The sequence below is a fragment of the Aureisphaera sp. genome (assembly GCF_059726885.1).
This window is the reverse complement of record NZ_AP041051.1, coordinates 3,197,042-3,219,602: the sequence shown is the minus strand read 5'-3', so window position 1 is coordinate 3,219,602 and position 22,561 is coordinate 3,197,042. Positions and strand designations below refer to the sequence as shown.

General features: G+C 40.5%; 21 protein-coding genes. 7 read left to right on the top strand and 14 right to left on the bottom strand.

The window, feature by feature from the left end; translation table 11 throughout:
• Positions 1 to 9: 9 nt before the first annotated feature.
• Complete coding sequence (locus tag AC6JAD_RS14485; protein ID WP_461303068.1) at positions 10 to 1,059, top strand: sensor histidine kinase; 1,050 nt, start codon at positions 10 to 12, stop codon at positions 1,057 to 1,059.
• A 1-nt stretch (position 1,060) separates the two neighbouring features.
• Complete coding sequence (locus tag AC6JAD_RS14480) at positions 1,061 to 1,768, top strand: LytR/AlgR family response regulator transcription factor (RefSeq protein WP_461303067.1); 708 nt, start codon at positions 1,061 to 1,063, stop codon at positions 1,766 to 1,768.
• Between the two features lie 248 nt (positions 1,769 to 2,016).
• Here the strand turns inward: AC6JAD_RS14480 and AC6JAD_RS14475 are convergent, their stop codons facing one another.
• From AC6JAD_RS14475 to rpsA, 8 genes are all read right to left on the bottom strand, one after another.
• Complete coding sequence (locus tag AC6JAD_RS14475; protein WP_461303066.1) at positions 2,017 to 3,381, bottom strand: T9SS type A sorting domain-containing protein; 1,365 nt, start codon at positions 3,379 to 3,381, stop codon at positions 2,017 to 2,019.
• 87 nt (positions 3,382 to 3,468) lie between these two features.
• Positions 3,469 to 4,374 carry a ribonuclease Z gene (locus tag AC6JAD_RS14470; RefSeq protein ID WP_461303065.1) on the bottom strand — a complete coding sequence of 302 codons (906 nt, stop codon included), beginning with the start codon at positions 4,372 to 4,374 and terminating at the stop codon, positions 3,469 to 3,471.
• Between the two features lie 63 nt (positions 4,375 to 4,437).
• On the bottom strand, positions 4,438 to 4,773 hold the full coding sequence (locus AC6JAD_RS14465; protein WP_461303064.1) for a ribonuclease Z: 336 nt from the start codon (positions 4,771 to 4,773) through the stop codon (positions 4,438 to 4,440).
• Positions 4,763 to 5,701 carry an aspartate carbamoyltransferase catalytic subunit gene (locus AC6JAD_RS14460; protein WP_461303063.1) on the bottom strand — a complete coding sequence of 313 codons (939 nt, stop codon included), beginning with the start codon at positions 5,699 to 5,701 and terminating at the stop codon, positions 4,763 to 4,765. Before AC6JAD_RS14460 ends, AC6JAD_RS14465 begins: the two co-directional genes overlap by 11 nt.
• A gap of 7 nt (positions 5,702 to 5,708) precedes the next feature.
• Complete coding sequence (pyrR, locus tag AC6JAD_RS14455; RefSeq protein ID WP_461303062.1) at positions 5,709 to 6,248, bottom strand: bifunctional pyr operon transcriptional regulator/uracil phosphoribosyltransferase PyrR; 540 nt, start codon at positions 6,246 to 6,248, stop codon at positions 5,709 to 5,711.
• A 177-nt stretch (positions 6,249 to 6,425) separates the two neighbouring features.
• Complete coding sequence (locus AC6JAD_RS14450; RefSeq protein ID WP_461303061.1) at positions 6,426 to 8,045, bottom strand: S8 family peptidase; 1,620 nt, start codon at positions 8,043 to 8,045, stop codon at positions 6,426 to 6,428.
• 4 nt (positions 8,046 to 8,049) lie between these two features.
• Positions 8,050 to 8,373: a hypothetical protein gene (locus AC6JAD_RS14445; protein WP_461303060.1), complete on the bottom strand. Its 324-nt coding sequence runs from the start codon at positions 8,371 to 8,373 to the stop codon at positions 8,050 to 8,052.
• A gap of 120 nt (positions 8,374 to 8,493) precedes the next feature.
• Positions 8,494 to 10,332 (bottom strand): 30S ribosomal protein S1, encoded by a 1,839-nt coding sequence (gene rpsA / locus AC6JAD_RS14440; RefSeq protein WP_461303059.1) that lies wholly within the window; start codon positions 10,330 to 10,332, stop codon positions 8,494 to 8,496.
• A gap of 743 nt (positions 10,333 to 11,075) precedes the next feature.
• On the opposite strand from rpsA, the gene AC6JAD_RS14435 reads away from it, so the two are divergent.
• Positions 11,076 to 11,210, top strand: a complete 135-nt coding sequence (locus AC6JAD_RS14435; RefSeq protein ID WP_461303058.1) for a hypothetical protein — start codon at positions 11,076 to 11,078, stop codon at positions 11,208 to 11,210.
• 63 nt (positions 11,211 to 11,273) lie between these two features.
• Here the strand turns inward: AC6JAD_RS14435 and cmk are convergent, their stop codons facing one another.
• The 3 genes from cmk to lon all read right to left on the bottom strand — a co-directional run bounded on the left by cmk (position 11,274) and on the right by lon (position 15,571).
• Positions 11,274 to 11,966 (bottom strand): (d)CMP kinase, encoded by a 693-nt coding sequence (gene cmk / locus AC6JAD_RS14430; RefSeq protein WP_461303057.1) that lies wholly within the window; start codon positions 11,964 to 11,966, stop codon positions 11,274 to 11,276.
• Entirely contained in the window at positions 11,966 to 12,985 is a 1,020-nt protein-coding gene (gene porQ / locus AC6JAD_RS14425; RefSeq protein ID WP_461303056.1) for a type IX secretion system protein PorQ, read from the bottom strand. The genes cmk and porQ overlap by 1 nt, the downstream gene beginning before the upstream one ends.
• Before the next feature lie 135 nt (positions 12,986 to 13,120).
• On the bottom strand, positions 13,121 to 15,571 hold the full coding sequence (lon, locus tag AC6JAD_RS14420; protein WP_461303055.1) for an endopeptidase La: 2,451 nt from the start codon (positions 15,569 to 15,571) through the stop codon (positions 13,121 to 13,123).
• Positions 15,572 to 15,821: 250 nt separating this feature from the next.
• Here lon and AC6JAD_RS14415 point away from each other — a divergent pair, with 250 nt between their 5' ends.
• The 4 genes from AC6JAD_RS14415 to AC6JAD_RS14400 are packed head-to-tail and all read left to right on the top strand — an operon-like array spanning position 15,822 to position 18,743.
• A complete protein-coding gene (locus AC6JAD_RS14415; protein WP_461303054.1) occupies positions 15,822 to 16,370 on the top strand; it encodes an RNA polymerase sigma factor in 549 nt (182 codons plus the stop codon).
• A complete protein-coding gene (locus AC6JAD_RS14410; protein WP_461303053.1) occupies positions 16,367 to 16,930 on the top strand; it encodes a hypothetical protein in 564 nt (187 codons plus the stop codon). Before AC6JAD_RS14415 ends, AC6JAD_RS14410 begins: the two co-directional genes overlap by 4 nt.
• Positions 16,914 to 18,002, top strand: a complete 1,089-nt coding sequence (locus AC6JAD_RS14405) for a hypothetical protein (protein ID WP_461303052.1) — start codon at positions 16,914 to 16,916, stop codon at positions 18,000 to 18,002. The genes AC6JAD_RS14410 and AC6JAD_RS14405 overlap by 17 nt, the downstream gene beginning before the upstream one ends.
• A gap of 12 nt (positions 18,003 to 18,014) precedes the next feature.
• Positions 18,015 to 18,743 (top strand): head GIN domain-containing protein, encoded by a 729-nt coding sequence (locus AC6JAD_RS14400; RefSeq protein ID WP_461303051.1) that lies wholly within the window; start codon positions 18,015 to 18,017, stop codon positions 18,741 to 18,743.
• A gap of 82 nt (positions 18,744 to 18,825) precedes the next feature.
• Here the strand turns inward: AC6JAD_RS14400 and AC6JAD_RS14395 are convergent, their stop codons facing one another.
• The 3 genes from AC6JAD_RS14395 to AC6JAD_RS14385 are packed head-to-tail and all read right to left on the bottom strand — an operon-like array spanning position 18,826 to position 22,493.
• Complete coding sequence (locus AC6JAD_RS14395) at positions 18,826 to 20,262, bottom strand: hypothetical protein (protein ID WP_461303050.1); 1,437 nt, start codon at positions 20,260 to 20,262, stop codon at positions 18,826 to 18,828.
• A 50-nt stretch (positions 20,263 to 20,312) separates the two neighbouring features.
• A complete protein-coding gene (locus AC6JAD_RS14390; protein WP_461303049.1) occupies positions 20,313 to 21,617 on the bottom strand; it encodes an MFS transporter in 1,305 nt (434 codons plus the stop codon).
• Between the two features lie 51 nt (positions 21,618 to 21,668).
• Positions 21,669 to 22,493: a M48 family metallopeptidase gene (locus AC6JAD_RS14385; RefSeq protein WP_461303048.1), complete on the bottom strand. Its 825-nt coding sequence runs from the start codon at positions 22,491 to 22,493 to the stop codon at positions 21,669 to 21,671.
• Between the last annotated feature and the right edge of the window lie 68 nt (positions 22,494 to 22,561).

Here is a 22,561-nt window from a genome sequence, read left to right as displayed (position 1 = left end):
CCCAGGTTTATGGATCGTATTCTACAGTATCGCATTGCCTCCCACCTACTGTTTTGGGTGTTCCTTATTGGGGCATTTTCTCTTTCGGCTACGTTAAGTTCTGGCACCCTAGATCACTTTTATAATTACGCCGGTATGTTACCAGCACAAATAGCCGCTGCCTATTTCCTCAATTACTATCAAGTACCCAAACTTCTCTTCAAGAAAAAATATATCAGTTTTGCCCTATCCCTTATTGCAAGTATTTATGTGCTTTCCGTGATTGCCCGTTGTGGAATTGTCTATGTAGCTGAACCATTTTTTAGGGATGATTTTACTCAAGAATCCATTTGGGAAATCCTTTGGGATGTACCCTACCTATTTGCGGTCTATTTCCCCGCCATTTATATCTACGCATTTATTATGCTGATTATAAAGACCATAAAAAAGCGTTTCGAGGTGCGGCACGAAATGGAGGTGTTACAAAAAGAGAAAGCCAAAAGTGAGTTGAAGTTTTTGAAGGCTCAGATTCAGCCCCATTTTTTATTCAACACCCTCAACAACCTATATGCATTGACACTGGCAAAATCTGATCTAGCCCCAGAGGTGGTACTCAAACTATCCGAATTATTAGACTTTATACTGTACCAAAGCGATCAGCCTACCATTGCCATAGAAAAGGAAATAGAGCTTATTCAGGGTTTTTTAGATCTGGAAAGCCTCCGATATGGTGATGGATTGGATTTGGTTTTTGAACATTCGGTAGACGAGTCCAACACGCAGATTGCCCCTCTCCTATTGTTACCCTTGGTAGAGAATGCCTTTAAGCATGGTTCCAGCGGAAGTTCTGGAAATGCAAAAATCCACATTCATTTATTGACACAGGATCGCACATTGTCCTTTTCTGTGTTCAACAGCAAACCAGATCATAAAGAGGCCGACTATGACCGGGATAAACTGAGAATTGGTACTGCCAACCTAAAAAGGCAATTGGAGTTAAACTATCCCAAACGTCACCAGTTGGAAGCAAAGGACGCAAAGGATAGTTATTGGGTAAAATTATCTATAGATTTACATTAACATGAATACATTGAAATGCATAGCGATAGACGATGAGCCTTTGGCGCTTCAAATTATTGAATCGCATGTGGCACAAATCCCAAATCTGGAACTAGTCGCTACTTTCCCCAATCCAATTGAAGCTTCTGGGAGATTAAGGTCGGCCGCTGTTGATTTAATTTTTCTGGATATAGAGATGCCTCTAATGTCAGGAATCGATTTCCTGAAATCGTTGCAAAATCCACCTATGGTGATTTTCACTACCGCCTATCGCAACTACGCCATTGAAAGCTATGAATTGGACGTGATAGATTATTTACTGAAACCCATTTCCTTCCCACGGTTCTTCAAGGCAATATCTAAATGTAAAAAACAAGGAACCGAGATCGTGCAAAATCCGATTGAATCAACCCTTGTCAATGATCATATATATGTGAATGCGAACAAAAAGTTTGTAAAAATAAGGTTTGAAGAGATCTTATATGTAGAGAGTGTTAAGGATTATGTTAGGGTTCACACCCAGGACCAACGAATCATGACCAAAGAAACGTTATCGCAGTTTGAAGGAAAATTACCGCACGGATTTCTCCGTATACACCGTTCGTTTGTCGTAAATGTATCCAAAGTAACTGCATTTACTAAGGTAGATGTCGAAATTGGCGAAACCGAAATTCCTATTGGGGCTAGCTATAAAGATGCTGTAATTACTGTATTAAAGAAAAGTTCATAAATAATTGGTTAAATCTTTCCATAAGGTTGCTTCGGGATAAAATACGGTTGTTTCATCTAATCCTTTTCGTTTTAGGTCGGGAACATAAGTAGGAAACTTGAGGAATCCCATGGGAAGCAGTTAAAATAATCGTTTGCTAATGGGTCTGCTCAGGATTTTGGTATACAAATAATAGAGGATGTTGTTTTTTGCGAACTACAAGATTCCCCAGCCGAAATTCCAGTGGTATCTCATGGGTTTTGAAATTCTTATTTTTTAAGAACTTTATGAATCTCCCTGATCCCGTTTGAAAATTCCAACGAGACAAAATACAATCCCGACTGTAATTGTGCAAGATTGACAGATTCCGAATTATCTGTAACAAGTATTTCTTGCCCTATTTTATTAATTACGGAAACTTCGACAATTGTTAGGGTAGTATCGAAATGAAGCTCCCCTGCGGTAGGATTTGGGTACAGACTAGCTATCGTTTGAGTTTTATCCTCTATGCCAAATGTCCCTCCATATTCAAACCATACTATATCTCCGTCTATTGGGGAAGCCACCAAAACATCAATTGCCCCATCACCTGTAAGATCACCCGCAGCGACAGCCTCTGCCATCTCCACATCATCCCAAATAGTAATTCGACTAGAATAGGTTCCTGCTCCATCAAAATTATCATACCATGCTATCATATCTTCTCCGGCAGAGGACGAAAGAACGTCAACATTTCCATCTCCATTGAGATCAACTCCTAGAACATCGGTTGCTAAAATTGCACTACTTGTAATAATTATTTGTACGCCAAAATTTCCCAGTCCGTCTAAGTTTTCGTACCAAGCAATTTTACCATCACTTTTAGATGCAGACAATACATCCATATCGCCATCTCCATCAACATCCACGGCATGTACAGCTTGTACTGTATCTGCAATCGACGTGATTAAATTAGGTCCAGAAAATGTAGCCAGACCATCGAGGTTCTCATACCATGTAATCTTATCATCTAAACTTGATGATACCAATAAGTCCATATCGCCATCGCCATCTAAATCTTCGGTATATATATCTGAGGGACCATGAATATTTGTGTTAATAATCTGAGGAGGGCCAAAAGCACCATCTGCTCCTGTGTTCTCATACCAAGCCAAATAGTTGGGCGCAGTTCCCGTAATAACATCAATATGACCGTCACCGTTGATATCTGATGAAAAAACGGTACTTCCACTACTATCCAGGAAATCGATAAGAATCTGTGGTCCGAAGTTTCCTTGCCCATCCAAATTTTCATACCATGCTATATCATGGTCATGCGAACAGGAAATTAAATCTATATCTCCATCCCCATCTATATCGTTAGCATGAATCTCTCTCGGAATGATTGCTTCGAGCGTAACAAGGTTTTCGGGTCCAAAATTTCCCAATCCATCTAAATTTTCAAACCAGACTATTCTATCAGGAGTTCCTAAATCAGCCGCCACAACATCTAAATCCCCATCATTATCCAAATCGGCAACCAGCACATCAACAGGGTAATCTAGGTCCGTAGTAACATATAGAGATGATCCAAATTGAGCATAGACATTAGATAGGGTGCCAATGATCATAATACAAAAGAGCGCCTTTTTCATTGATTTTCTCAGTATTTACGATACAAAATACAATTTTTGGAAGGAACTCTTTGCCAAAGCAATTTGGTATTCATGAAAGTAACCACCTTAAAACTCAAAAACCTTCCCATCCTCTGCCAATTCTACGGCTTCGAAGATTTCCTGTGCCTCGGCCCTAAATGCTTCCAGATCGCCATATCGGCCGCTATAATGACCTAACACAAGTGTTCCCACCTCTGCTTTCTTGGCAATGACTGCGGCTTCCTTGGCAGTGCTGTGTTCTGTTTTCTCGGCCAAATGATGCTCCTTGTCCAAAAAAGTAGCTTCATGATATAAAAGTGTCGCACCTTCAATTTGCGGGACAATCTGTGGGAAATAAGAGGTGTCGCTACAATAGGCATAGGATTTAGGCGGAGGTGGATCGAAAGTGATTTCAGCATTTGGAATGATTTCACCCTCTGTAGTCACCGCATCGGCTCCTTGTTTGATCCTGCGATAGTAGCTCATCTCGACATTTAACTCCCTAGCCTTGTCTACATCTAATCCCCTTTCCGAAGGTTTCTCCTGAAATAGGAAACCATTGGTATACACTCTATGCTTTAAGGGTATCGTGGTTACTGATACCTTGGAATCTTCAAAAATGAGTTCTGGCTCCTTACTGTCCAACTCATGAAAATATAAGGGATAATTGGTCCAGCTCTTTCCCAGTTTTAACTGAAGTGTAATGGCCTCTTTTATGCCTTTTGGCCCATATACATGGAGTTCGGCTTCCCTCCCCAACAATCGGAAGGTAGAAATAAGCCCGACCAAGCCAAAAAAATGATCGCCATGCAAATGCGATATAAAGACATGCTTTATCCTTGAAAACTTCACTTTAAACCTCCTTAACTGCACCTGTGTTCCTTCGGCACAGTCAATTAAAAAAAGATGCCCTTTCATTTCCAACACCTGTGATGTTGGATTCGCATCCCAGCGGGGAGTTGCAGAATGACAGCCTAGAATGGTGAGTTTCATTAATTGAGTTGTGAGCAGTTCGTTGCAGATACAGGTCTTCTATTAGAGTGGAATACTTTCACCTTAAAAGCCCAAATCGCGTTCAATTTCTTCCATTTCAATGATATCGGCAGCTTCCTGTAAAGTAGGGACCACAACCAGTTCATCCGGGATTTCGTCTATATCTACCCCATTATTTACAAGGACAAAAGAATGCTTACTGGATCTATGATAGGTCGATATCTTAATGAAAGTCAACAAACTGGAAAGCTCAAGGGTGTCGAAACCCAATAAATCGATCACCAAATGATCGTTTTCGAATTTCTTGGGAATAATGTGCTCCAGATAACTTGCAAAGCCAGCAATGTCGCCTCGATCATCTGCCAAGACCGTAAACTTATCATTTACACTAATCTTCATTGTGCTTAATTTTTGATGCCAAAAGGTACAACACTGCCATTCGAACCGCCACTCCGTTCTGTACCTGATCCAATATAATAGCTTGGCCACTATCCGCAACCTCGGTGGTTATTTCTACCCCCCTATTAATTGGTCCTGGATGCATCACAACGATTTCTTTATCCAAGGATTGTAACAAATCCATATGAAGCCCAAATTGCTGTGTATATTCCCGGGTGCTAGGGAAATAGCTTATCTCCATACGCTCATTCTGCACGCGAAGCATATTGGCCACATCGCACCAGTTCAAGGCATTTCGCAAATTGGTTTCGACTTCTACACCCAACTTGTCTATATATTTAGGAATTAAGGTCTTAGGCCCACATACCTTTACTTCTGCTCCAAGTTTTTGCAATGCAAAAATATTACTAAGGGCTACCCTAGAATGTAGAATATCGCCTACAATTACCACTTTCTTTCCGGCCACATCACCCAATCGCTCGCGTATAGAGAAACAATCCAATAAAGCTTGTGTGGGATGCTCATGAGCTCCATCGCCCGCATTTACTATGCTGGCGTCTATATGATTAGAAAGGAATACTCCAGCACCTGGATTTGGGTGTCTCATGACCACCATATCCACCTTCATGGAAAGGATATTATTTACAGTATCAATTAATGTTTCCCCTTTTTTTACCGATGAAGAAGCCGCTGAGAAATTAACAACATCTGCCGAAAGTCGTTTTTCCGCCAATTCAAAGGAAAGACGGGTTCTTGTACTGTTTTCAAAAAATAGGTTGGCAATGGTAATGTCTCGAAGGGAAGGGACTTTCTTTATGGGACGATTGATCACTTCTTTAAAATGGTCTGCCGTTTCGAAAATGAGTTGAATGTCACCTTCGGTGATGTATTTAATACCCAGTAAGTGGTTTACACTTAGTTCCTTCATTCAATAATTATTTGTTTATAAGGTATACCGCATCCTCTCCTTCGTTTTCTACCCAGCATACTTTTACTTTTTCTTCATTAATTGCGTCCACCTGTCTTCCACGATAATCGGGTTGAATGGGCAAATGCCTACTGAACCGTCTATCGATCAGGGTTAGAAGCTCTATTTCTAAAGGTCTCCCGAAAGATTGTATGGCTGTAAGGGCAGAGCGTATACTTCGCCCAGTGTAAAGAACATCATCGATAAATACGACTTTCTTGCCTTCTACAATGAAATCTATATTGGTTGTGTTTGCCTCTAAGGTCTTTTCCCCTCTCCTAAAATCGTCCCTGTAAAAAGTGATGTCGAGATAACCCAACTGAATACTTTTGATTTTATACTCAGTTTCCAAAAGTTGTTTAAGGCGTTCTGCCAAAAACACCCCTCGTGGTTGTATACCTACAAAGACAGTATTATCGAACGTATTATGATTCTCGATTAATTGACAAGCCAAGCGATGAAGCGCGATGTTCACTTCGGTTGCGTTTAGTAACACTTTTTGGCTCATAGAAAAGGTCTGAATAATGATTCAGGATGCAAATTTAAGCGTTTTATTTTAGATTATGCGATGTTCTTATCAGGATCGTGTTTTTTAACCATCCCAAGAAACAATAGAATTCAAGAAAAAGAGGCTGCCCATTATCTAAACAACCTCCTTGGCGCATACACAAATTGTGTTTTATTATTATTCTTTAACTATCACCTTATTATAAACCGTTGCATCCCCTTCAAAAACGACATGTAGTATATACATACCAGCAGCAAGGAAGTCTACATTGATGGTTTCCTGGACATATTCTTGGTGTCCATTCATCAACTTACCATCCATTCCATAAATGTGCAGCTTCGAAATGGGTGCATTCTTTGTATTCGAAATGGAGATCGTACTTTGGGCTGGATTTGGATACACCTGTATACCATTCAATTCGCCTTCAAAATCGTTTGCAGCAAGCACATCACAATTATCCATTAACCCCTGAACGGCATTATTCACATTTAACCTTCCGCCGGTTGTGGTAATTCCCTTTAATGACTCATTTGGATCCACTCCCTGCAGAATAAAATCACGAACTGCCCTTGCAGCCCCGGCAGGGTCACTTACCACCAAATCGGCAAAGTTTTGACATGGGGCAGAGTACACCAATGCAATGGTTCCGGTTACATGCGGGGTGGCGCCTGAAGTTCCACCAAAACCGCCATAGGTGTTACCAAGAGCTGTATTGTAAGCTCCTGCACCAGGTGCTCCGAGATCTATGGTTTCTGCTCCGTAACCCGCAAAAAGAACTTTATTATCCGTTATATCGGTATTTGTAACCGTAATGAGGTATTCGCTAGGGCATGCTGTTGGAAGGTCACCAATAATATCTACATTTTGATTATCATTTATAGTGGCCCCACAACTTAAAATTCCATTCTCCCCAAGGGTGTCGTATAAGGCACACCACAATGGGGCATCATCTGGATTACCGAAGTCTACCCCCCAAGAGGCATTGGTGGACACTACAAAAGACCCTTCTGCCCCAGCCGTAGCATTATACAGCATTCTTGCTTCCAATACATAGCTATAGGCTTCGATAACTGCTGCTTCATTGGTGTTAAAATCATTTTTAATTACCATGACCTTCGTATCCCAGTTCACGCCTGTAACCCCAATTGCATTATTACCTTTGGCCCCAATAATACCGGCAACTGGTGTTCCGTGACCACCACCCGCTATATTATCATCATCTGTTACAATGCTCCATCCAAGATAATCATCTACATAATTATTATTGTCATCGTCCACATCGTTATCTGGGATTTCTGCTTCATTGATCCATAGGTTGTCTTCAAAGTCTTCGTGGTTCAAATCAATACCATCATCCAATACAGCTGCGACAATAACATCTCCGTTCATAGTGACTCCTCCAGTGGTGATATCCCAAGCTTCATCTGCATCTATGTCTTTATCGTTATCCTGGAAATATTGCCATTGATTCCCAAAAAGGGCGTCGTCGGGCACAGTGGCACGGCTCTTAACAATATGGTTCTTTTGGGCAATGAGTACATCAGGGTCAGAATACAAGGTGGCGACAGACTCACTCTCACTCATAGACGAAGGGCTTAGTTGCAAGCGCCAAATGTTCATGGGGGCCGAAATGAGTTCGGCTCCTGTAATTTGAATGGTAGATATTTTTTGGGAGAGTATATCCCCGGTTACTTCTTTATTCAATTTCACCAAAACTTCATGGCGAACGTAATTGGGTTCTTGTGCCTGCACATACAATGTAGAGCAGAACAGGGAAAGGAGGACTAACTTTTTCATAGCATTAGTTTCTTTGGGTTACATTTCTATTTAACTGTGCGTCTTTTACAAAGTTGGATTCTTTCAATAATTCAACTAAGTCCGCACTTTCTATTTTCTTGGAATTGAATGTGAAAAGAAATATTTGCATGGGTCTACTTAGCACTTTTTTATTCTTCAGGTTATATTCACTAAAGTCATTTTCCAATTCGGCTATGGCATTATTGTCATGCAACTGAACAATGACCGTATTTTCCTCACCATCCTGGGTCGAGTCGTGACTTTTACATGAAGTGATCAGGACAACAAGCAGCAATGCGGTCCATTTTACTAGGGTTTCTTTTCTCATACCATAGATGAAAGTAGTAACATTCCTTATAACAGCATGCCCACTATTAGTAAATAATGAGAAAAAGAAAAAGCCCTTCCATATGTTGGAAGGGCTTCGGTATCTAAAAAATGGTTGGAATTATGCTTTCCCGTCCATTTTATCTTTCAATTCTTGAAGCTTGGAGTTTGCATCACCCAAAGTTGGTTTTGCTTCGTCAGCTTGCTGCTTCGCACGCTTAGCGGCTTGCTTAACAATCTTCGCTTCTTCTTCCTTATGAATGGCCATGTGAGACGCAACCACTTTCTTGAATTCTTTATTGAACTCAATGATTTGGAATTCTGCTTCTTCACCTTTCTTAAGGTCACTTCCGTCTTCTTTCTCTAAGTGACGCTTAGGCACGAATGCACTAATGTCATCGTTGAAGTTGATCACAGCTCCTTTATCAACCATCTCGTCGATGGCAGCAGTGTGCTTAGATCCAACAGCGAACTCATTAGAGTATTTATCCCAAGGGTTTTCAGTAGTTTGTTTGTGACCTAGGCTTAGCTTACGCCCTTCAACATCCAACTCCAATACGATTACTTCTAGCGTATCTCCAATATTAGTGAATTCACTTGGGTGCTTCACCTTCTTAGTCCAGGAAAGGTCGCTAATGTAAATAAGACCGTCAATTCCTTCTTCCAACTCTACGAATACACCAAAGTTAGTGAAGTTACGAACGATACCTTCGTGCTTAGATCCTACAGGATATTTCTTTGTAATGTCGGTCCATGGGTCTGGAGTCAATTGCTTGATACCAAGGCTCATTTTACGCTCTTCCCTATCCAATGTCAAGATCTGAGCTTCTATCTCGTCTCCTACATTAACAAAGTCCTGAGCGCTACGCAAGTGCGTAGACCATGACATTTCACTTACGTGGATTAATCCTTCTACACCTTCAGCAACTTCGATAAACGCACCGTAATCTGCGATTACAACTACTTTACCTTTAACCTGATCACCAACTTTAAGCCCGTCTCCTAGTGCTTCCCATGGGTGTGCGTTCAATTGCTTAAGACCTAATTGAATTCTTGTTTTGTCCTCATCGAAATCAAGGATTACCACATTCAATTTCTGATCCAACTCAACAATTTCATTCGGGTGGTTAATTCGAGACCAAGAAAGATCTGTAATATGTACCAATCCGTCTACACCTCCAAGGTCTACGAATACACCGTAAGAAGTAATGTTCTTCACAACTCCTTCTAGTACCTGACCTTTTTCCAATTGTCCGATGATCTCTTTCTTCTGCTCTTCGATATCTGCTTCGATAAGCGCTTTGTGGGATACAACTACGTTTTTGAATTCGTGGTTTATCTTCACTACTTTGAATTCCATTGTCTTACCAACGTACATATCGTAATCGCGAATAGGCTTCACATCTATCTGTGATCCTGGCAAGAATGCCTCGATTCCGAATACATCTACAATCATACCTCCTTTGGTACGACATTTTATAAATCCGTTCACCACAGTACCTTCGTCATGGGCAGCATTAACGCGGTCCCAAGCTTTAATGGTACGGGCCTTACGGTGGGAAAGGATCAATTGACCTGTAGCGTCCTCACGAACGTCGATCAATACCTCTACTTTATCACCAACCTTAAGGTCTGGATTGTAACGGAATTCGTTTAAGGAGATTACCCCTTCACTTTTAGCGTTGATGTCGATGATAGCGTCGCGATCGGTAATGTGAATTACTTCTCCATCTACTACTTCGTCATCTAAAGTATCTACGAAATTTTCAGCAACCAATTTTTCGAATTCTTCCAATTGCTCACCAGCTACAGGATCGATTCCTTCTTCGTAGTTGTGCCAATTAAAATCTTCTAGAAATTTTTCAGGATTGCTTTCCTTAAGGGATACTTCCTTGGTAGGTTGCTCCACCACTGCTTTCTCTTCTACAGCAGCTTCTGCGTTTTTAGTTTCTTCAGCCATAGTGCTTCTGAATGTTATTTGGTTGATAATTAGTTATTAAGACTCAACCAAAAACGGTTTTTGTATTCTGTGATCTCTCTTCAAGTTTATGCGGCGTTCCCACAGAAGGGTTTTTCTTGTTTGTGTCTTTTTCCTTTTACTCAATAGATAATGCCGCTAAAAGGGCTGCAAAATTAGTGTTTCTTTTTTGATTTTCAAAGGGATAATACTAATTATGAATAGACTCAAGTTATTTATCCATCTTATCAATACTAAAGCATTCTCCTTCTTTCAATGATCAATTTCTATTAAACTAATACAGAAAGTAAAGGCATCCCTCTATGAAAAAGGAACCTTATTCCCTACTCTACTTTTTTAAATACGTCAAAATTTGTTAAACTTTGTTAAAAAGGTACTTTGCAATGCATAGTACTGTAACATTTTATTTTTCCTGTCGTCTATCTAGTAAATCAATCAAAAAACAAAATCATTCATCAATCAATAAAACGAACTAAAATGAGAACTTTAAACAGTAATACCTTAACAGAAAAACCAAAAGAATCATTGGGCTTTACCTGGAACAGCAAAAGACGTTTTAGGTAACCAAGCTCATCATCCATCAAAAAAACGAACTATCATGAGAACATTAAACAGCAATTACTTAACAGAGAAACCAAAAGAGTCCTTAGGATTTAATTGGAACAGCAAAAGACGTTACAGATAATAGTTATCTAAAGAACTTAATTAATCAAAAAACGAACAACATGAACCTTACACAGCGCATTCACAGAGTAATGAAACGGCAATCACAGCGCAGGGATCTCTTCTTATTCAAGACGAATGACTGTGGTTACCGAACTGAAGAGTGGCACGAAATAAACAATCCTTATATCATATAGTTTTCGCAGTGTTTATTTAGAGTTAGCCGAAGAGCCGTCCCATGGGCGGCTTTTTTTATTGGCCTATACCCTACCAGCTATCCGATCCTTGGCCAATTGTAACAGAATATGAAATTGATCCTCCAAATTCGTTTCGCTGTTATCAATTACAATGGCATCTGCTGCTTGTTTAAGGGGTGAGTCCTCCCGCGTAGAATCTATGTAGTCCCTTTCGGTTACGTTTTCCAGTACTTCTTCGAACGAAATATCGTGTCCCCTACCCAAAAGCTCTTCATACCGCCGCTGTGCCCTTACTTTGGGAGTGGCCGTCATGAATACCTTAAATTCGGCATTTGGGAATACCACCGTACCTATGTCCCGGCCATCCATTACAATGCCATTGTCCTTTCGCATGGCTCGCTGCTGCTCCACTAGTTTTTTACGCACTTCGGATATCGTGGCGACGGGGCTTACAAATTCAGATACTTCTAAGGTGCGGATCTGTCTTTCCACATTTTCCCCGTTTAAAAACATTTCGGCTTTTCCTTCAGTGTTCTTTTCAAAATGCAAAGTGATCTGCGGCAAAAGGGAAATCAACCTTTCCTCATCTACACTTTCACCAGATATGCAATTATTCTGCAAAGCAAATAGGGTAACTGCTCTATACATAGCGCCAGTGTCTACATACAAGTAACCAATGTAGTCGGCAAGTTGTTTGGCAACAGTGCTTTTACCGGTAGAAGAATGTCCATCGATGGCAATGGTAATGTTTCGCATTATTGAAGGTCGATATTGAGTCCAAAGAAACTGGAAGCAGCTGCACTACTGTATTTGGAATAGGCATAACTAAGTCGCATTTTATTAAGCTTAATTCCAAAACCAGCACTTAATCCCGCAAACGTTCGCTGTTCCAAGATACGAAGTTCTTCACTTCTTCGAACATTGTACCCCAATCGAATGTTGAACCCGCTCTCGGGGAACAATTCGATCCCAAAAATCATATGTCGGAACGCATTGTCAATGAAATTGATCTTTTCCTCGGTGGTGTTTCCTTCTAAATCACTTTGTTCACGATTGGGATTGGAAAAAGCCACATTCCAGCGTTGCATATTTTCTAATGTAAAGTGCCAGCGAATGGGAATGTTCTCTAATGTTTGGGAAGCCCCAAAAATCAATTCAAATGGTAACTTCTCCCTTGTTATATCATACGGAGTAATTTGGGTACCCACATTCCGTGCAACCAAGGCAAAATGCAAATCCCAATCTTCGTATACGTACATCAGGGCAACATCCAGGGCCACACCAAAGGAGGTATACTGTTCTAGTTTAGATGAAATTAATTTCACATTTCCACCTACATGAAAGTTCGTGAAAGCGACATTCCGCGCATGACCAAATGAAAGTGCTACTTCCCCTCCACTAAAGCTACTCGTCGCATTTCCCTGTTCATCGTACCCATCGAATTTACCATAATTGACATAGGTCACCCCGCCATGCAATACCTGCGTACGTCGATCCCACAGATAGGCATAGGCTGCAGATCCATAATTAACGTCTCCGAGATAATTATTATAATTTAAGGACAATTGATTGTCCATTTCTGGGTTTATGCTCGCTGGATTAAAAAGTCCCTGGGTAGGGTCATAATCGTAATTGGTAACTGTTTTACCACCTAGTGCTGCTTGTCTGGGGGAATTAAGAAGGTTCAGGAATTGATAGGTAGCGCGACCTCCTACCTGGGCAATTACAGTAGGGGCAAGACATAGGGCAAATAAGAGAATCAGGTTTTTCTTCATTAATCTGAAAGCGCTTCCTTGACTTCTAAAACGAGTACAATGATAATTTATTTTTATAACCTATAAAATGATTAAGGCCTAATGTTTTGGTATCTATTCCTAACATCAGGCCTTAGTTCTGTCGTTACCCGTTACTTATAATTTCTTGGGATTTTTCACTTTTTGCTTGGTAATGGCCAAATCCAGCACATCACTCATTTCCTTCACATAGTGAAAGGTGAGCCCCTTAAGGTACTCTGGTTTAATTTCGGCTATATCCTTCCTGTTATCTTCACAAAGCAATATCTCCTTGATTCTAGCGCGTTTGGCAGCCAAAATCTTTTCCTTTATACCGCCAACAGGTAATACTTTCCCCCTTAGGGTGATCTCTCCTGTCATCGCCAAGCTCTTTTTCACCTTCCTCTGCGTGAATAGCGAAACAAGGGAGGTAAGCATTGTTATACCTGCGCTAGGGCCATCTTTAGGTGTGGCTCCTTCCGGTACGTGGATATGTATATTGTACTTTTCGAATACCTCAGGGTCTATACCTAATATATTGGCATTCGACTTTATATACTCGAGGGCTATAGTAGCACTCTCTTTCATTACCTTTCCAAGGTTTCCTGTCATGGTAAGTTGGCCTTTTCCTTTAGACAAAGCCGACTCAATGAACAAGATGTCTCCTCCTACCCTTGTCCAAGCCAATCCCGTAACTACTCCTGCCACATCATTATTTTCGTATTTGTCGCGTTCAAGTTTAGGTGCGCCAAGTACTTTTTCGATGATCTCATTGCTTACCGTTTTTTCATATTCCTCTTCCATCGCAATGTTCATCGCCGCATAGCGTACCATTTTGGCAATCTGCTTTTCTAAAGTACGCACCCCACTTTCCCTAGTGTATCCTTCAACAATTTTCTCTAATTGCTTCTTACCAATTTTTAGGTCTTTTGGTGTAAGCCCATGCCCCGTAAGCTGCTTTGGAAGTAAGTGTTGCTTTGCGATTTCAACTTTTTCTTCGATTGTATAACCAGATACATTAATAATCTCCATACGATCCCGCAATGCTGGCTGAATGGTCCCCAAACTGTTGGAAGTAGCAATAAACATGACTTTAGACAAGTCATAACCCAGCTCTAGGAAATTATCATAAAACTCATTGTTCTGTTCGGGATCCAATACCTCTAACATAGCCGATGATGGATCTCCTTGATGCCCTACAGAAAGCTTATCGATCTCATCTAAAACAAATACAGGGTTACTGGTTCCCGCTTTCTTAATACTCTGTACGATTCGACCAGGCATGGCACCTATATATGTTTTTCGATGCCCTCTTATTTCCGCCTCATCCCTTAAACCACCCAAGGACATACGCACATACTTTCTTCCTAATGCTTCGGCTACAGATTTACCCAAGGAGGTCTTTCCCACTCCCGGAGGTCCGTAAAGACATAAAATGGGTGATTTCATGTCATTGCGCAGTTTTAAGACCGCTAGGTATTCTATGATTCGCTTTTTAACATCTTCCAACCCATAATGATCCCTGTCAAGGATTTTACGTGCTCGTTTCAAATCGAATTTATCCTCACTGTACTCATTCCAAGGTAACTCCAGCAATAATTCCAAATAATTGCGCTGAATGCTGAATTCTGCCACTTGAGGGTTCATCCGCTGAATCTTGGCAATTTCCTTATTGAAGTGCTCCGCGATTTCCTTACTCCATTTCTTTGTCTTTGCCTTACTGCGCATTTCTTCGATCTCAGCTTCATGAGAAGTCCCACCCAACTCTTCCTGAATCGTTTTCATTTGCTGTTGAAGGAAATATTCACGTTGCTGCTTGTTGATATCGGTCTCCACCTTAGACTGTATGTCCATCTTCAATGAAAGCTTCTGAAGCTCAATATTCATGTATCGCAGAGTCTCTAATGCCCTATCTTTCAGGTCATTGATCTCCAACAGTTTCTGCTTCTCTCCTACTGAAATATTAAGATTGGAAGACACAAAATTTATAAGGAATGAATTACTTTCTATATTCTTAATTGCAAAGGCGGCATCCGAAGGAATGTTAGGGCTCTCATTAATTATTTGAAGAGCCAATTCCTTAATAGAATCGATAATAACACCGAATTCTTTATTATCGGGAGCAGGTCTTGCCTCGGACACCTCATTAATGGTAGCCGTTAAAAAAGGATCGCTGGTCACCATTTCTGAAACGGCAAACCGTTTTTTTCCTTGAATAATTACCGTCGTATTACCGTCGGGCATTTTCAATACCCTTAAGATACGGGCCACCGTTCCAATTCGATTTATATCATCTATGCCCGGATTCTCCTGCCCTTCCTCTTTTTGGGATACGACACCTATAACCTTACCGTTCTTATTGGTGTCGTTAATGAGTTTAATGGATTTATCCCTTCCGGCTGTAATGGGAATTACTACTCCTGGAAACAATACCGTATTTTTCAACGGAAGAATGGGTAAGGTCTCCGGGAGCTCTTCCCTCGCCATTGCGTCCTCATCTTCGGGGGTCATTAATGGGATTAATTCTGCATCTTCGTTCAACTCCTGAAATGACAAACTGTCTAGGGTTGTTAATTTTGATTTTGCCATACTATATCTTAGGACATTCTGTCATATATTTTCTATACCAGAATGCTATGTTTCTTAACTTATCTTACTATTTTTAAAACAAACCCTTAAATACCATGTGATTTCGAAGGATTTCTTTACTATATGGGCAATTGTTGTGCCATCCATTAGTAACGGCAATACAAAGGATTCCCAATTTTAGTCAAAAAAATGAACCTGAAGTGTAACAAATCGGAAAAAGGCATATCTATCCAATAAACCATACAATTTTTTGACGCTAACCAAACAAAATATTGAATCGTTACTCGTTCTTTGTCAAGATGGAAATAGGATGGCACAATTGGAAGTGTACAACCGTTACCAGAAAGCCATGTTTAATGCGGCACTCCGTATTGTAAAGGATACGGCCGAAGCTGAAGACATTATGCAGGAATCCTTTATAACGGCATTCAGTAAACTGGATACGTTTAAGGGAACTGCAACTTTCGGATCCTGGTTAAAGCGAATCGTTATTAACAACAGTATCGCGCAATACCGAAAATCACAACGATTTGTAACGGTTTCTGAAGAAACCATAGCCGAGGATTCGGAAATGCATTTCGACAGCGAACAAGAGGATTACAATGCCTTGCGTTCACAGGAAGTATTAAAATGTATGGATGGTTTACACGAAAATTACAAAAAGATCCTCTCCCTTCATTTTATAGAAGGCTATGATTACGAGGAGATCTGTGATATTTTACAAATTAGTTACGCCAATTGCAGGACCCTTATTTCCCGGGCCAAAGAAAGTTTACGAAACAAATTAATAGTAGCATGAAACAAAAAGACGATATAGATTTATTATTCGAAAGATTGGAAGGAAGCTTCGATCTTCAGGATACCCCAAGTGGGCACCAGAAGCGCTTCTTAGAAAGACTTGAGAATAACGATCGCACCACTGCCAAGACCTCAGAAAGAAAAGTAAGGTCATTATGGAAACCACTTTCCATAGCCGCTTCCATTCTTTTACTGGTCACTGCGGGAATCTTTTTCCAAAGGGAAGAAACCCCAGTAGATGGTTTGGCAAGTATTTCCCCAGAAATGGAAGAAACACAATCGTTCTTTGTTACTGTTATTAACGAAGAATTGGAAACCCTAAAAAGTTTTGAGAACGAGGACACCAAAACACTAATCGATGACACATTAGCCCGTTTGCAAACACTTGAGGTAGAATACGATTCTCTTAAAATCGATTTGGTGGAAAGCGGCCAGGACAAGCGAGTGATCTCCGCTATGATTGCCAATTTTCAAAATCGAATCGAACTATTACAACAGGTTATAGAGACCATAGAGGAAATTAAAACACTTAAAGCAAATCGAAATGAAACCACTATTTAAACTAGTATTCCTTGCCTTGTTACTGCCCATGGTAGTAATGGCAAATAATGACTCGAAATTTAAAGGGAAGTATACCAAAACCAAAACACTTAATAAAGAATATACTGTTAACGCAAATGCAGACCTACGTGTCGACAATAGCTATGGAAACATTGACATTGTGACTTGGGGAGAGAATAGAACCGTTATTGAAGTAGTTATTACCACCAACGGAAACAATGAAGAACGTGTTCAGGACAAGCTCGACAACATAGATGTAGATTTTAGTGGAAGTGCTTCACTGGTTACTGCAAAGACCATATTTAAAGGGCGTAAGAATAGCTCCTGGAGCTTCTGGAAAAAGAACAACAACGTTCGCATGGAAATAAACTACACCATTAAGCTTCCTGCAACCAATTCGGTAGACCTGGACAATGATTATGGTGCCATTAACATCAACAAACTGGAAGGAAGTTGCAAATTGAGTTGCGATTATGGACAAGTGAACATTGGGTCGCTCATGGCAAATGATAATTACCTAAGCTTCGACTATACCAATAACTCCACCATAGAATATATGAAAGGCGGAAAAATTAATGCAGACTATTCCGGATTTACATTGGAACGGGTCGAAGATCTAGAAATAAATGCCGATTACACTAAATCTGAAATCCTGAACGCCAAAAGTATAGACTACACCAATGACTATGGAAGAATTAGCGTGGGCGGCGTAGATAATATTACAGGTCGCGGGGATTATATCCCATTAAAGATTGAAGAGCTTCGCGGAGATCTTAATGTGAATTCGGATTACGGATCTGTTACCGTGAAGAACATTGCCGCCTCTGCGGGCGACATTACCATTCAATCTGACTACGCAGGGATTAAATTAGGCTTCGATAGTGGATATCACTTCGATTTCTTTATAGATTTATCATATGCGGGGCTTTCAGGAAAAGAGGATCTTGAAGTAATGAAATCCGCTAAAGATTACAGCAGCAAGTCGTACAGCGGCTATCACGGAAGCAAGAATTCTGGAAATACTATTACCATTAACTCCGATTATGGCGGAGTATCACTCACCAAAAACTAACACGAAAGAAAAATGAAAAAATTAATTAGACTTAGCTTGGTTGCCGGACTTCTCATAGCCGGAGCACAAGAAATGCAAGCTCAATGGGGCAAAAAGGTTGTAGGAAACGGAAACGTGACCACTCGAACCGTAACAACTGGTGATTACGATGGCGTAAAGGGCGTAGGATCCATGGACATTCATCTGGAAAAAGGTTCCGAAGGAACTATTACAGTAAAAACCGACGAGAACATTCAAGAGTTTATCATCGTTGAGGTTAAAAATGGCGCCTTGGTCATCCGTACCAAAAAGAACGTAAGTATCAGAACCAAAAAAGGGGTGCATGTATATGTTCCGTTTCAGGATATTTCTGAAGTAAGTCTTGTAGGTTCTGGAGATATTGACACTAAAGATGCTATCTCTGCCAATAATTTTGAAGTAAATGTAACTGGCTCCGGAGATGTGGTACTTGAGGTGAACAGCAAGATATTGGAAGCCTCTGTGACTGGATCTGGAGATATGGAATTGACAGGAAGTACGGAGGATCTGGAAGTACGGGTGAGCGGAAGCGGTGACTTTAAAGGATTCGATTTAAACGCTCAGAATACCGATGCCTCTGTTTCTGGATCTGGCGATGCCAAGATTGTAGCAAAAAGCAGCTTACGGGCACGTGTAAATGGTTCTGGAGATATTGTATACAAAGGAAATCCTGAAAAAAGTGATACAAAGACCTCAGGCTCTGGGGATATTTCTTCCTACTAAGAATACACATTCATCGATCAAATAAAAAAGCCGCGGTTCTTAGGAACCGCGGCTTTCTCTATAGATAAAACGCTATACTAAATTAGTTCATTGTCACTACAAAATTACCGTTGGTGATTTCATAGATTGTAGGATCGATTCCATCAATATCCTGTGCCGTAAAATTAAAGGAACCTTCAATTATACCACTGCTATACTCAATACTCGAAATAGTTAACGTACCGGGGTTGGAACGGAAAAGGATAGAATTCCCAATATCCGGATTCAATAGTCCTACTTTCTCGTCTCCTATCTCAAAAATTGGAGCCATATCGTAAGTACCTACGGTAATATCATCTGGGAACTGAATCGTAAGACTTCTGTTCTCATCTGAATTAATAGTGGTAATGGTAATCAATCTTACGTCATCACCGAAAGGTTCATCGGTTACTTCAATAGAAGTAGGTATGTACTCCAAAGCATCTATCTCAGCAGTAAACACAGTTTCAGCACCACTACTATCTGGAAGGAAGTCCACGTTGAACTCTCCATCCGTTACATTAATAACTACAGGCGATGGGTCTTGCAATGGATCGGAAGCCTCATAGCTAAAAGTGGCCGCCAGTTTACCCGTAATAGAGCTAAACTCAGTAATATTTATCGTTCCGGTGTAGGATGTTAAACTCTCTCCACCTCCACCATTATCAAAAATGGCTATTAAATCGGTACCATCAGAAATTGGCGTATTAAACTCGAACGTCCCTACTCCCAAGTCTCTTGGTATATCGATACGAATAGTACCTCCATTGGCACGAGTAGCGATTACATTCAACATATCAATACCTCCTACAATGGTCTCATTAACCACCAATTCAATATCTTCAAACTCCACACCATCTACATTAGCGAAGAAGCTGTCGGCTGGATCCGTAGGATCGTCTCCACCATCATCACCACCATCTCCTCCATCTCCGGTATCATTTATATCGAAAGGAATACTGTTAAAGGCACCATCAGAAATAGTTCTGGATTCATACAACGGATTACCAGAACTATCCAGTACAGGGTCTCCATTGGCGTCTAATTGCTGACGCACGCCTAAAAAGGCAAATGTTCCAGATACTGTTTGCAATTCCTGATCAAATGAACTGATATCCAATTGTCCTGTACCACCATTAAGTCCTTCTGTAAAATAGAAGTCACCATCTATTGGGAAGTACGTTCCGCTATTAGCTGTTGCTGCTGAGGATGTGAGGCTAAACGTACCTACATCTGGAGCTCCAATACTTAAAGTAATAACTTCACCATTGGCTTTTACACCATTAATTATTATTACATCTGAAGCCGTAAAATATGTAGCATTAACAATTTCGGCAACGAAGTTACTAACGCCTACTGTGGCAATAAATTCACCTTCTTCGGCTGAATTACCTTGTTCTTCTTGTACAAATTCCCCCTCCAGTGGTTCATTATCACACGCAGTGAAACCGAACGCTAAGAGGGCAACAAGCATCCAGTTGAGTAGTTGTATCCTTTTCATAAGTAAGTAAGTTTGCTTAGGTAATAAACGCAAACATAAAGAAAAATTGTTTAATCCGTAGGATTTCTAGGTACCTGATATAGCAAAATTACACCCATTATAAAGAAAATAATGAGAAAAAGAATGGAATAGCGCATGCTGCCCGTCAGTTCCCCGACCAAACCATACAAAAACATTCCTATAATGATCCCAATTTTCTCGGCCACATCATAAAAACTGAAATAAGAAGTGGTGTCTTCTGTTTTCGGCAAAAATTTGGAGTAAGTAGATCGAGAAAGGGCTTGTACCCCTCCCATAACCAAGCCTACAAGTGCTGCTGCAATATAGAATTGAAATGGCGTATAAATGAAAAACGCATACGCACAAAGTCCAATCCAGAATATGTTTATGTAAATAAGTGCTTTCACATTACCTATTTTGGCCGACAACCTGGACGTGAGTACAGCTCCCACAACTGCAATGAGCTGGATTAATAAAATGCTTACAATCAACCCCGTGGTTCTTTCATCATCACTGCCCCATTCCAATTCCTGTTCACCAAAATATGCGGCTGCTAGCATTACCGTTTGTACGGCCATGCTATATACAAAAAAGGCAATCAGGTATTTTTTCAGGCGTACTTGCCCGCTCAACTCTTTCCATATTTTCTTTAATTCCTGAAAACCATTGAACAATACATGCTTTGTTAATGGTCCGTCGGCCTTATTCCCTTTGGGAAGATATCTATAGGTATACTGACTAAATAATATCCACCATACACCTGTTAACACAAAAGACCACCTCATCATTTCGACTTTGCCTTCACCGGTTTCCTGACTCATTATCATTCCCAAGCAAACCACCAGTAGGATCACACTTCCAATATACCCCAAGGAAAAACCTTTTGCGCTTATACTATCGTGCTGTTCCTTATGTGCTATATCTGGTAAATAAGAGTTGTAAAAGACTAGACTGGCCCAGAAACCAACCAAAGCAAGTAAATAAAACAACAATCCTATATAGATGCGCTCTACACTGAATGTATATAATGCAATGGTGCTCAATGCTCCCAAATAGCAGAAAAACTTAAGAAACGTCTTCTTGTTTCCCACATAATCTGCTATTCCTGAAAGGATAGGTGAAATAATGGACACAATTAAGAAAGCAATTGCCGTAGTAAAGAAAATGACATTGCTTCCACCTATCATTGTTCCCAGGATTTCGATTTCCTCAATTCCTGCTATCCTAAACAACGCTCCATAAAAAAGTGGAAAAACGGCCGAAGCGATGACCAAACTGTATACCGAATTGGCCCAATCGTAGAAAGCCCATGCATTCAAAAGTTTCTTGCTTCCCTTAGGTAGTTGTGTTGCCATAATGAAATAAAAAAAGCTGCTGTACAGCAGCTTTATATTGAAAGGTTAAACTTATTTCTTGAAGGTGGTCACCCCAAATTTCCTGGCCTCGGCCTTCGCCTCAGGAGCCCACGCTGTTATATTGTTAATTCTTGTATCACTCGAAGGGTGCGTACTCAAAAACTCCGGGGGCGCCTGTCCATTCGCGTTGGCTTTCATACGTCTCCATAAGTCTGCCGCTTCAATAGGATCATATCCTGCAATAGCCATTAAAGTCAATCCAATACGATCGGCCTCGCTTTCGTGATTCCTACTAAAAGGAAGCATTACCCCTACGGTAGATCCAATGCCATACGCCTGATTAAAGATTTGCTGATTTTTAGGATCATTGCTCAAAGCAACATTTCCCGCTACCGCACCTAACGCTTGTAATTGTCCCGCACTCATTCGTTGTTGTCCGTGATTAGCCAAGGCATGTGCTACTTCGTGGCCCATAATGGCGGCAATCCCAGCTTCCCCGTCCGCTATGGGAAGAATGCCTGTGTAAAAAACAATCTTTCCACCTGGCATACACCATGCATTCACAGTTGGGTCATTTACCAAATTATACTCCCATTGGTAATCTTTTAAATAACCAGCATAGCCATTGGCCGTTAACCATCGTTCGGAAGCTACAGAAATTTTCTGGCCAATATTGGTGATCATTTGAGCTTCGGCTGTTCCTGTTACTACATTATTTTCAGCTAAGAACTGATCGTATTGCTGAAAAGCCATCGGGAATAATTGTGAATTGGGAACAAGAGCTAATGTCTTCTTACCTGTAAATGGATTGGTACTACAGCCTATCATAAAGGCAGTTACGGCTAGTAATGACACAATCTGTTTGTAATTTATCATAGTACGTTGATTTTTCTCCATAAATATAGCTATATAATTTAATTTTAAGTCTCTAAATTTTTCTAAGC

Bases quoted from the DNA above. Each gene is read 5' to 3' on its own strand.
- cmk (WP_461303057.1), bottom strand. From the start codon at position 11,966: ATGCGAAACATTACCATTGCCATCGATGGACATTCTTCTACCGGTAAA.
- AC6JAD_RS14410 (WP_461303053.1), top strand. From the start codon at position 16,367: ATGAAACAAAAAGACGATATAGATTTATTATTCGAAAGATTGGAAGGA.
- AC6JAD_RS14405 (WP_461303052.1), top strand. From the start codon at position 16,914: ATGAAACCACTATTTAAACTAGTATTCCTTGCCTTGTTACTGCCCATG.
- AC6JAD_RS14470 (WP_461303065.1), bottom strand. From the start codon at position 4,374: ATGAAACTCACCATTCTAGGCTGTCATTCTGCAACTCCCCGCTGGGAT.
- AC6JAD_RS14400 (WP_461303051.1), top strand. From the start codon at position 18,015: ATGAAAAAATTAATTAGACTTAGCTTGGTTGCCGGACTTCTCATAGCC.
- porQ (WP_461303056.1), bottom strand. From the start codon at position 12,985: ATGAAGAAAAACCTGATTCTCTTATTTGCCCTATGTCTTGCCCCTACT.
- AC6JAD_RS14395 (WP_461303050.1), bottom strand. From the start codon at position 20,262: ATGAAAAGGATACAACTACTCAACTGGATGCTTGTTGCCCTCTTAGCG.
- AC6JAD_RS14390 (WP_461303049.1), bottom strand. From the start codon at position 21,617: ATGGCAACACAACTACCTAAGGGAAGCAAGAAACTTTTGAATGCATGG.
- lon (WP_461303055.1), bottom strand. From the start codon at position 15,571: ATGGCAAAATCAAAATTAACAACCCTAGACAGTTTGTCATTTCAGGAG.
- AC6JAD_RS14435 (WP_461303058.1), top strand. From the start codon at position 11,076: ATGAACCTTACACAGCGCATTCACAGAGTAATGAAACGGCAATCACAG.
- AC6JAD_RS14450 (WP_461303061.1), bottom strand. From the start codon at position 8,045: ATGAAAAAGTTAGTCCTCCTTTCCCTGTTCTGCTCTACATTGTATGTG.
- AC6JAD_RS14445 (WP_461303060.1), bottom strand. From the start codon at position 8,373: ATGAGAAAAGAAACCCTAGTAAAATGGACCGCATTGCTGCTTGTTGTC.
- AC6JAD_RS14460 (WP_461303063.1), bottom strand. From the start codon at position 5,701: ATGAAGGAACTAAGTGTAAACCACTTACTGGGTATTAAATACATCACC.
- AC6JAD_RS14485 (WP_461303068.1), top strand. From the start codon at position 10: ATGGATCGTATTCTACAGTATCGCATTGCCTCCCACCTACTGTTTTGG.
- AC6JAD_RS14480 (WP_461303067.1), top strand. From the start codon at position 1,061: ATGAATACATTGAAATGCATAGCGATAGACGATGAGCCTTTGGCGCTT.
- AC6JAD_RS14465 (WP_461303064.1), bottom strand. From the start codon at position 4,773: ATGAAGATTAGTGTAAATGATAAGTTTACGGTCTTGGCAGATGATCGA.
- rpsA (WP_461303059.1), bottom strand. From the start codon at position 10,332: ATGGCTGAAGAAACTAAAAACGCAGAAGCTGCTGTAGAAGAGAAAGCA.
- AC6JAD_RS14475 (WP_461303066.1), bottom strand. From the start codon at position 3,381: ATGAAAAAGGCGCTCTTTTGTATTATGATCATTGGCACCCTATCTAAT.
- AC6JAD_RS14385 (WP_461303048.1), bottom strand. From the start codon at position 22,493: ATGATAAATTACAAACAGATTGTGTCATTACTAGCCGTAACTGCCTTT.
- pyrR (WP_461303062.1), bottom strand. From the start codon at position 6,248: ATGAGCCAAAAAGTGTTACTAAACGCAACCGAAGTGAACATCGCGCTT.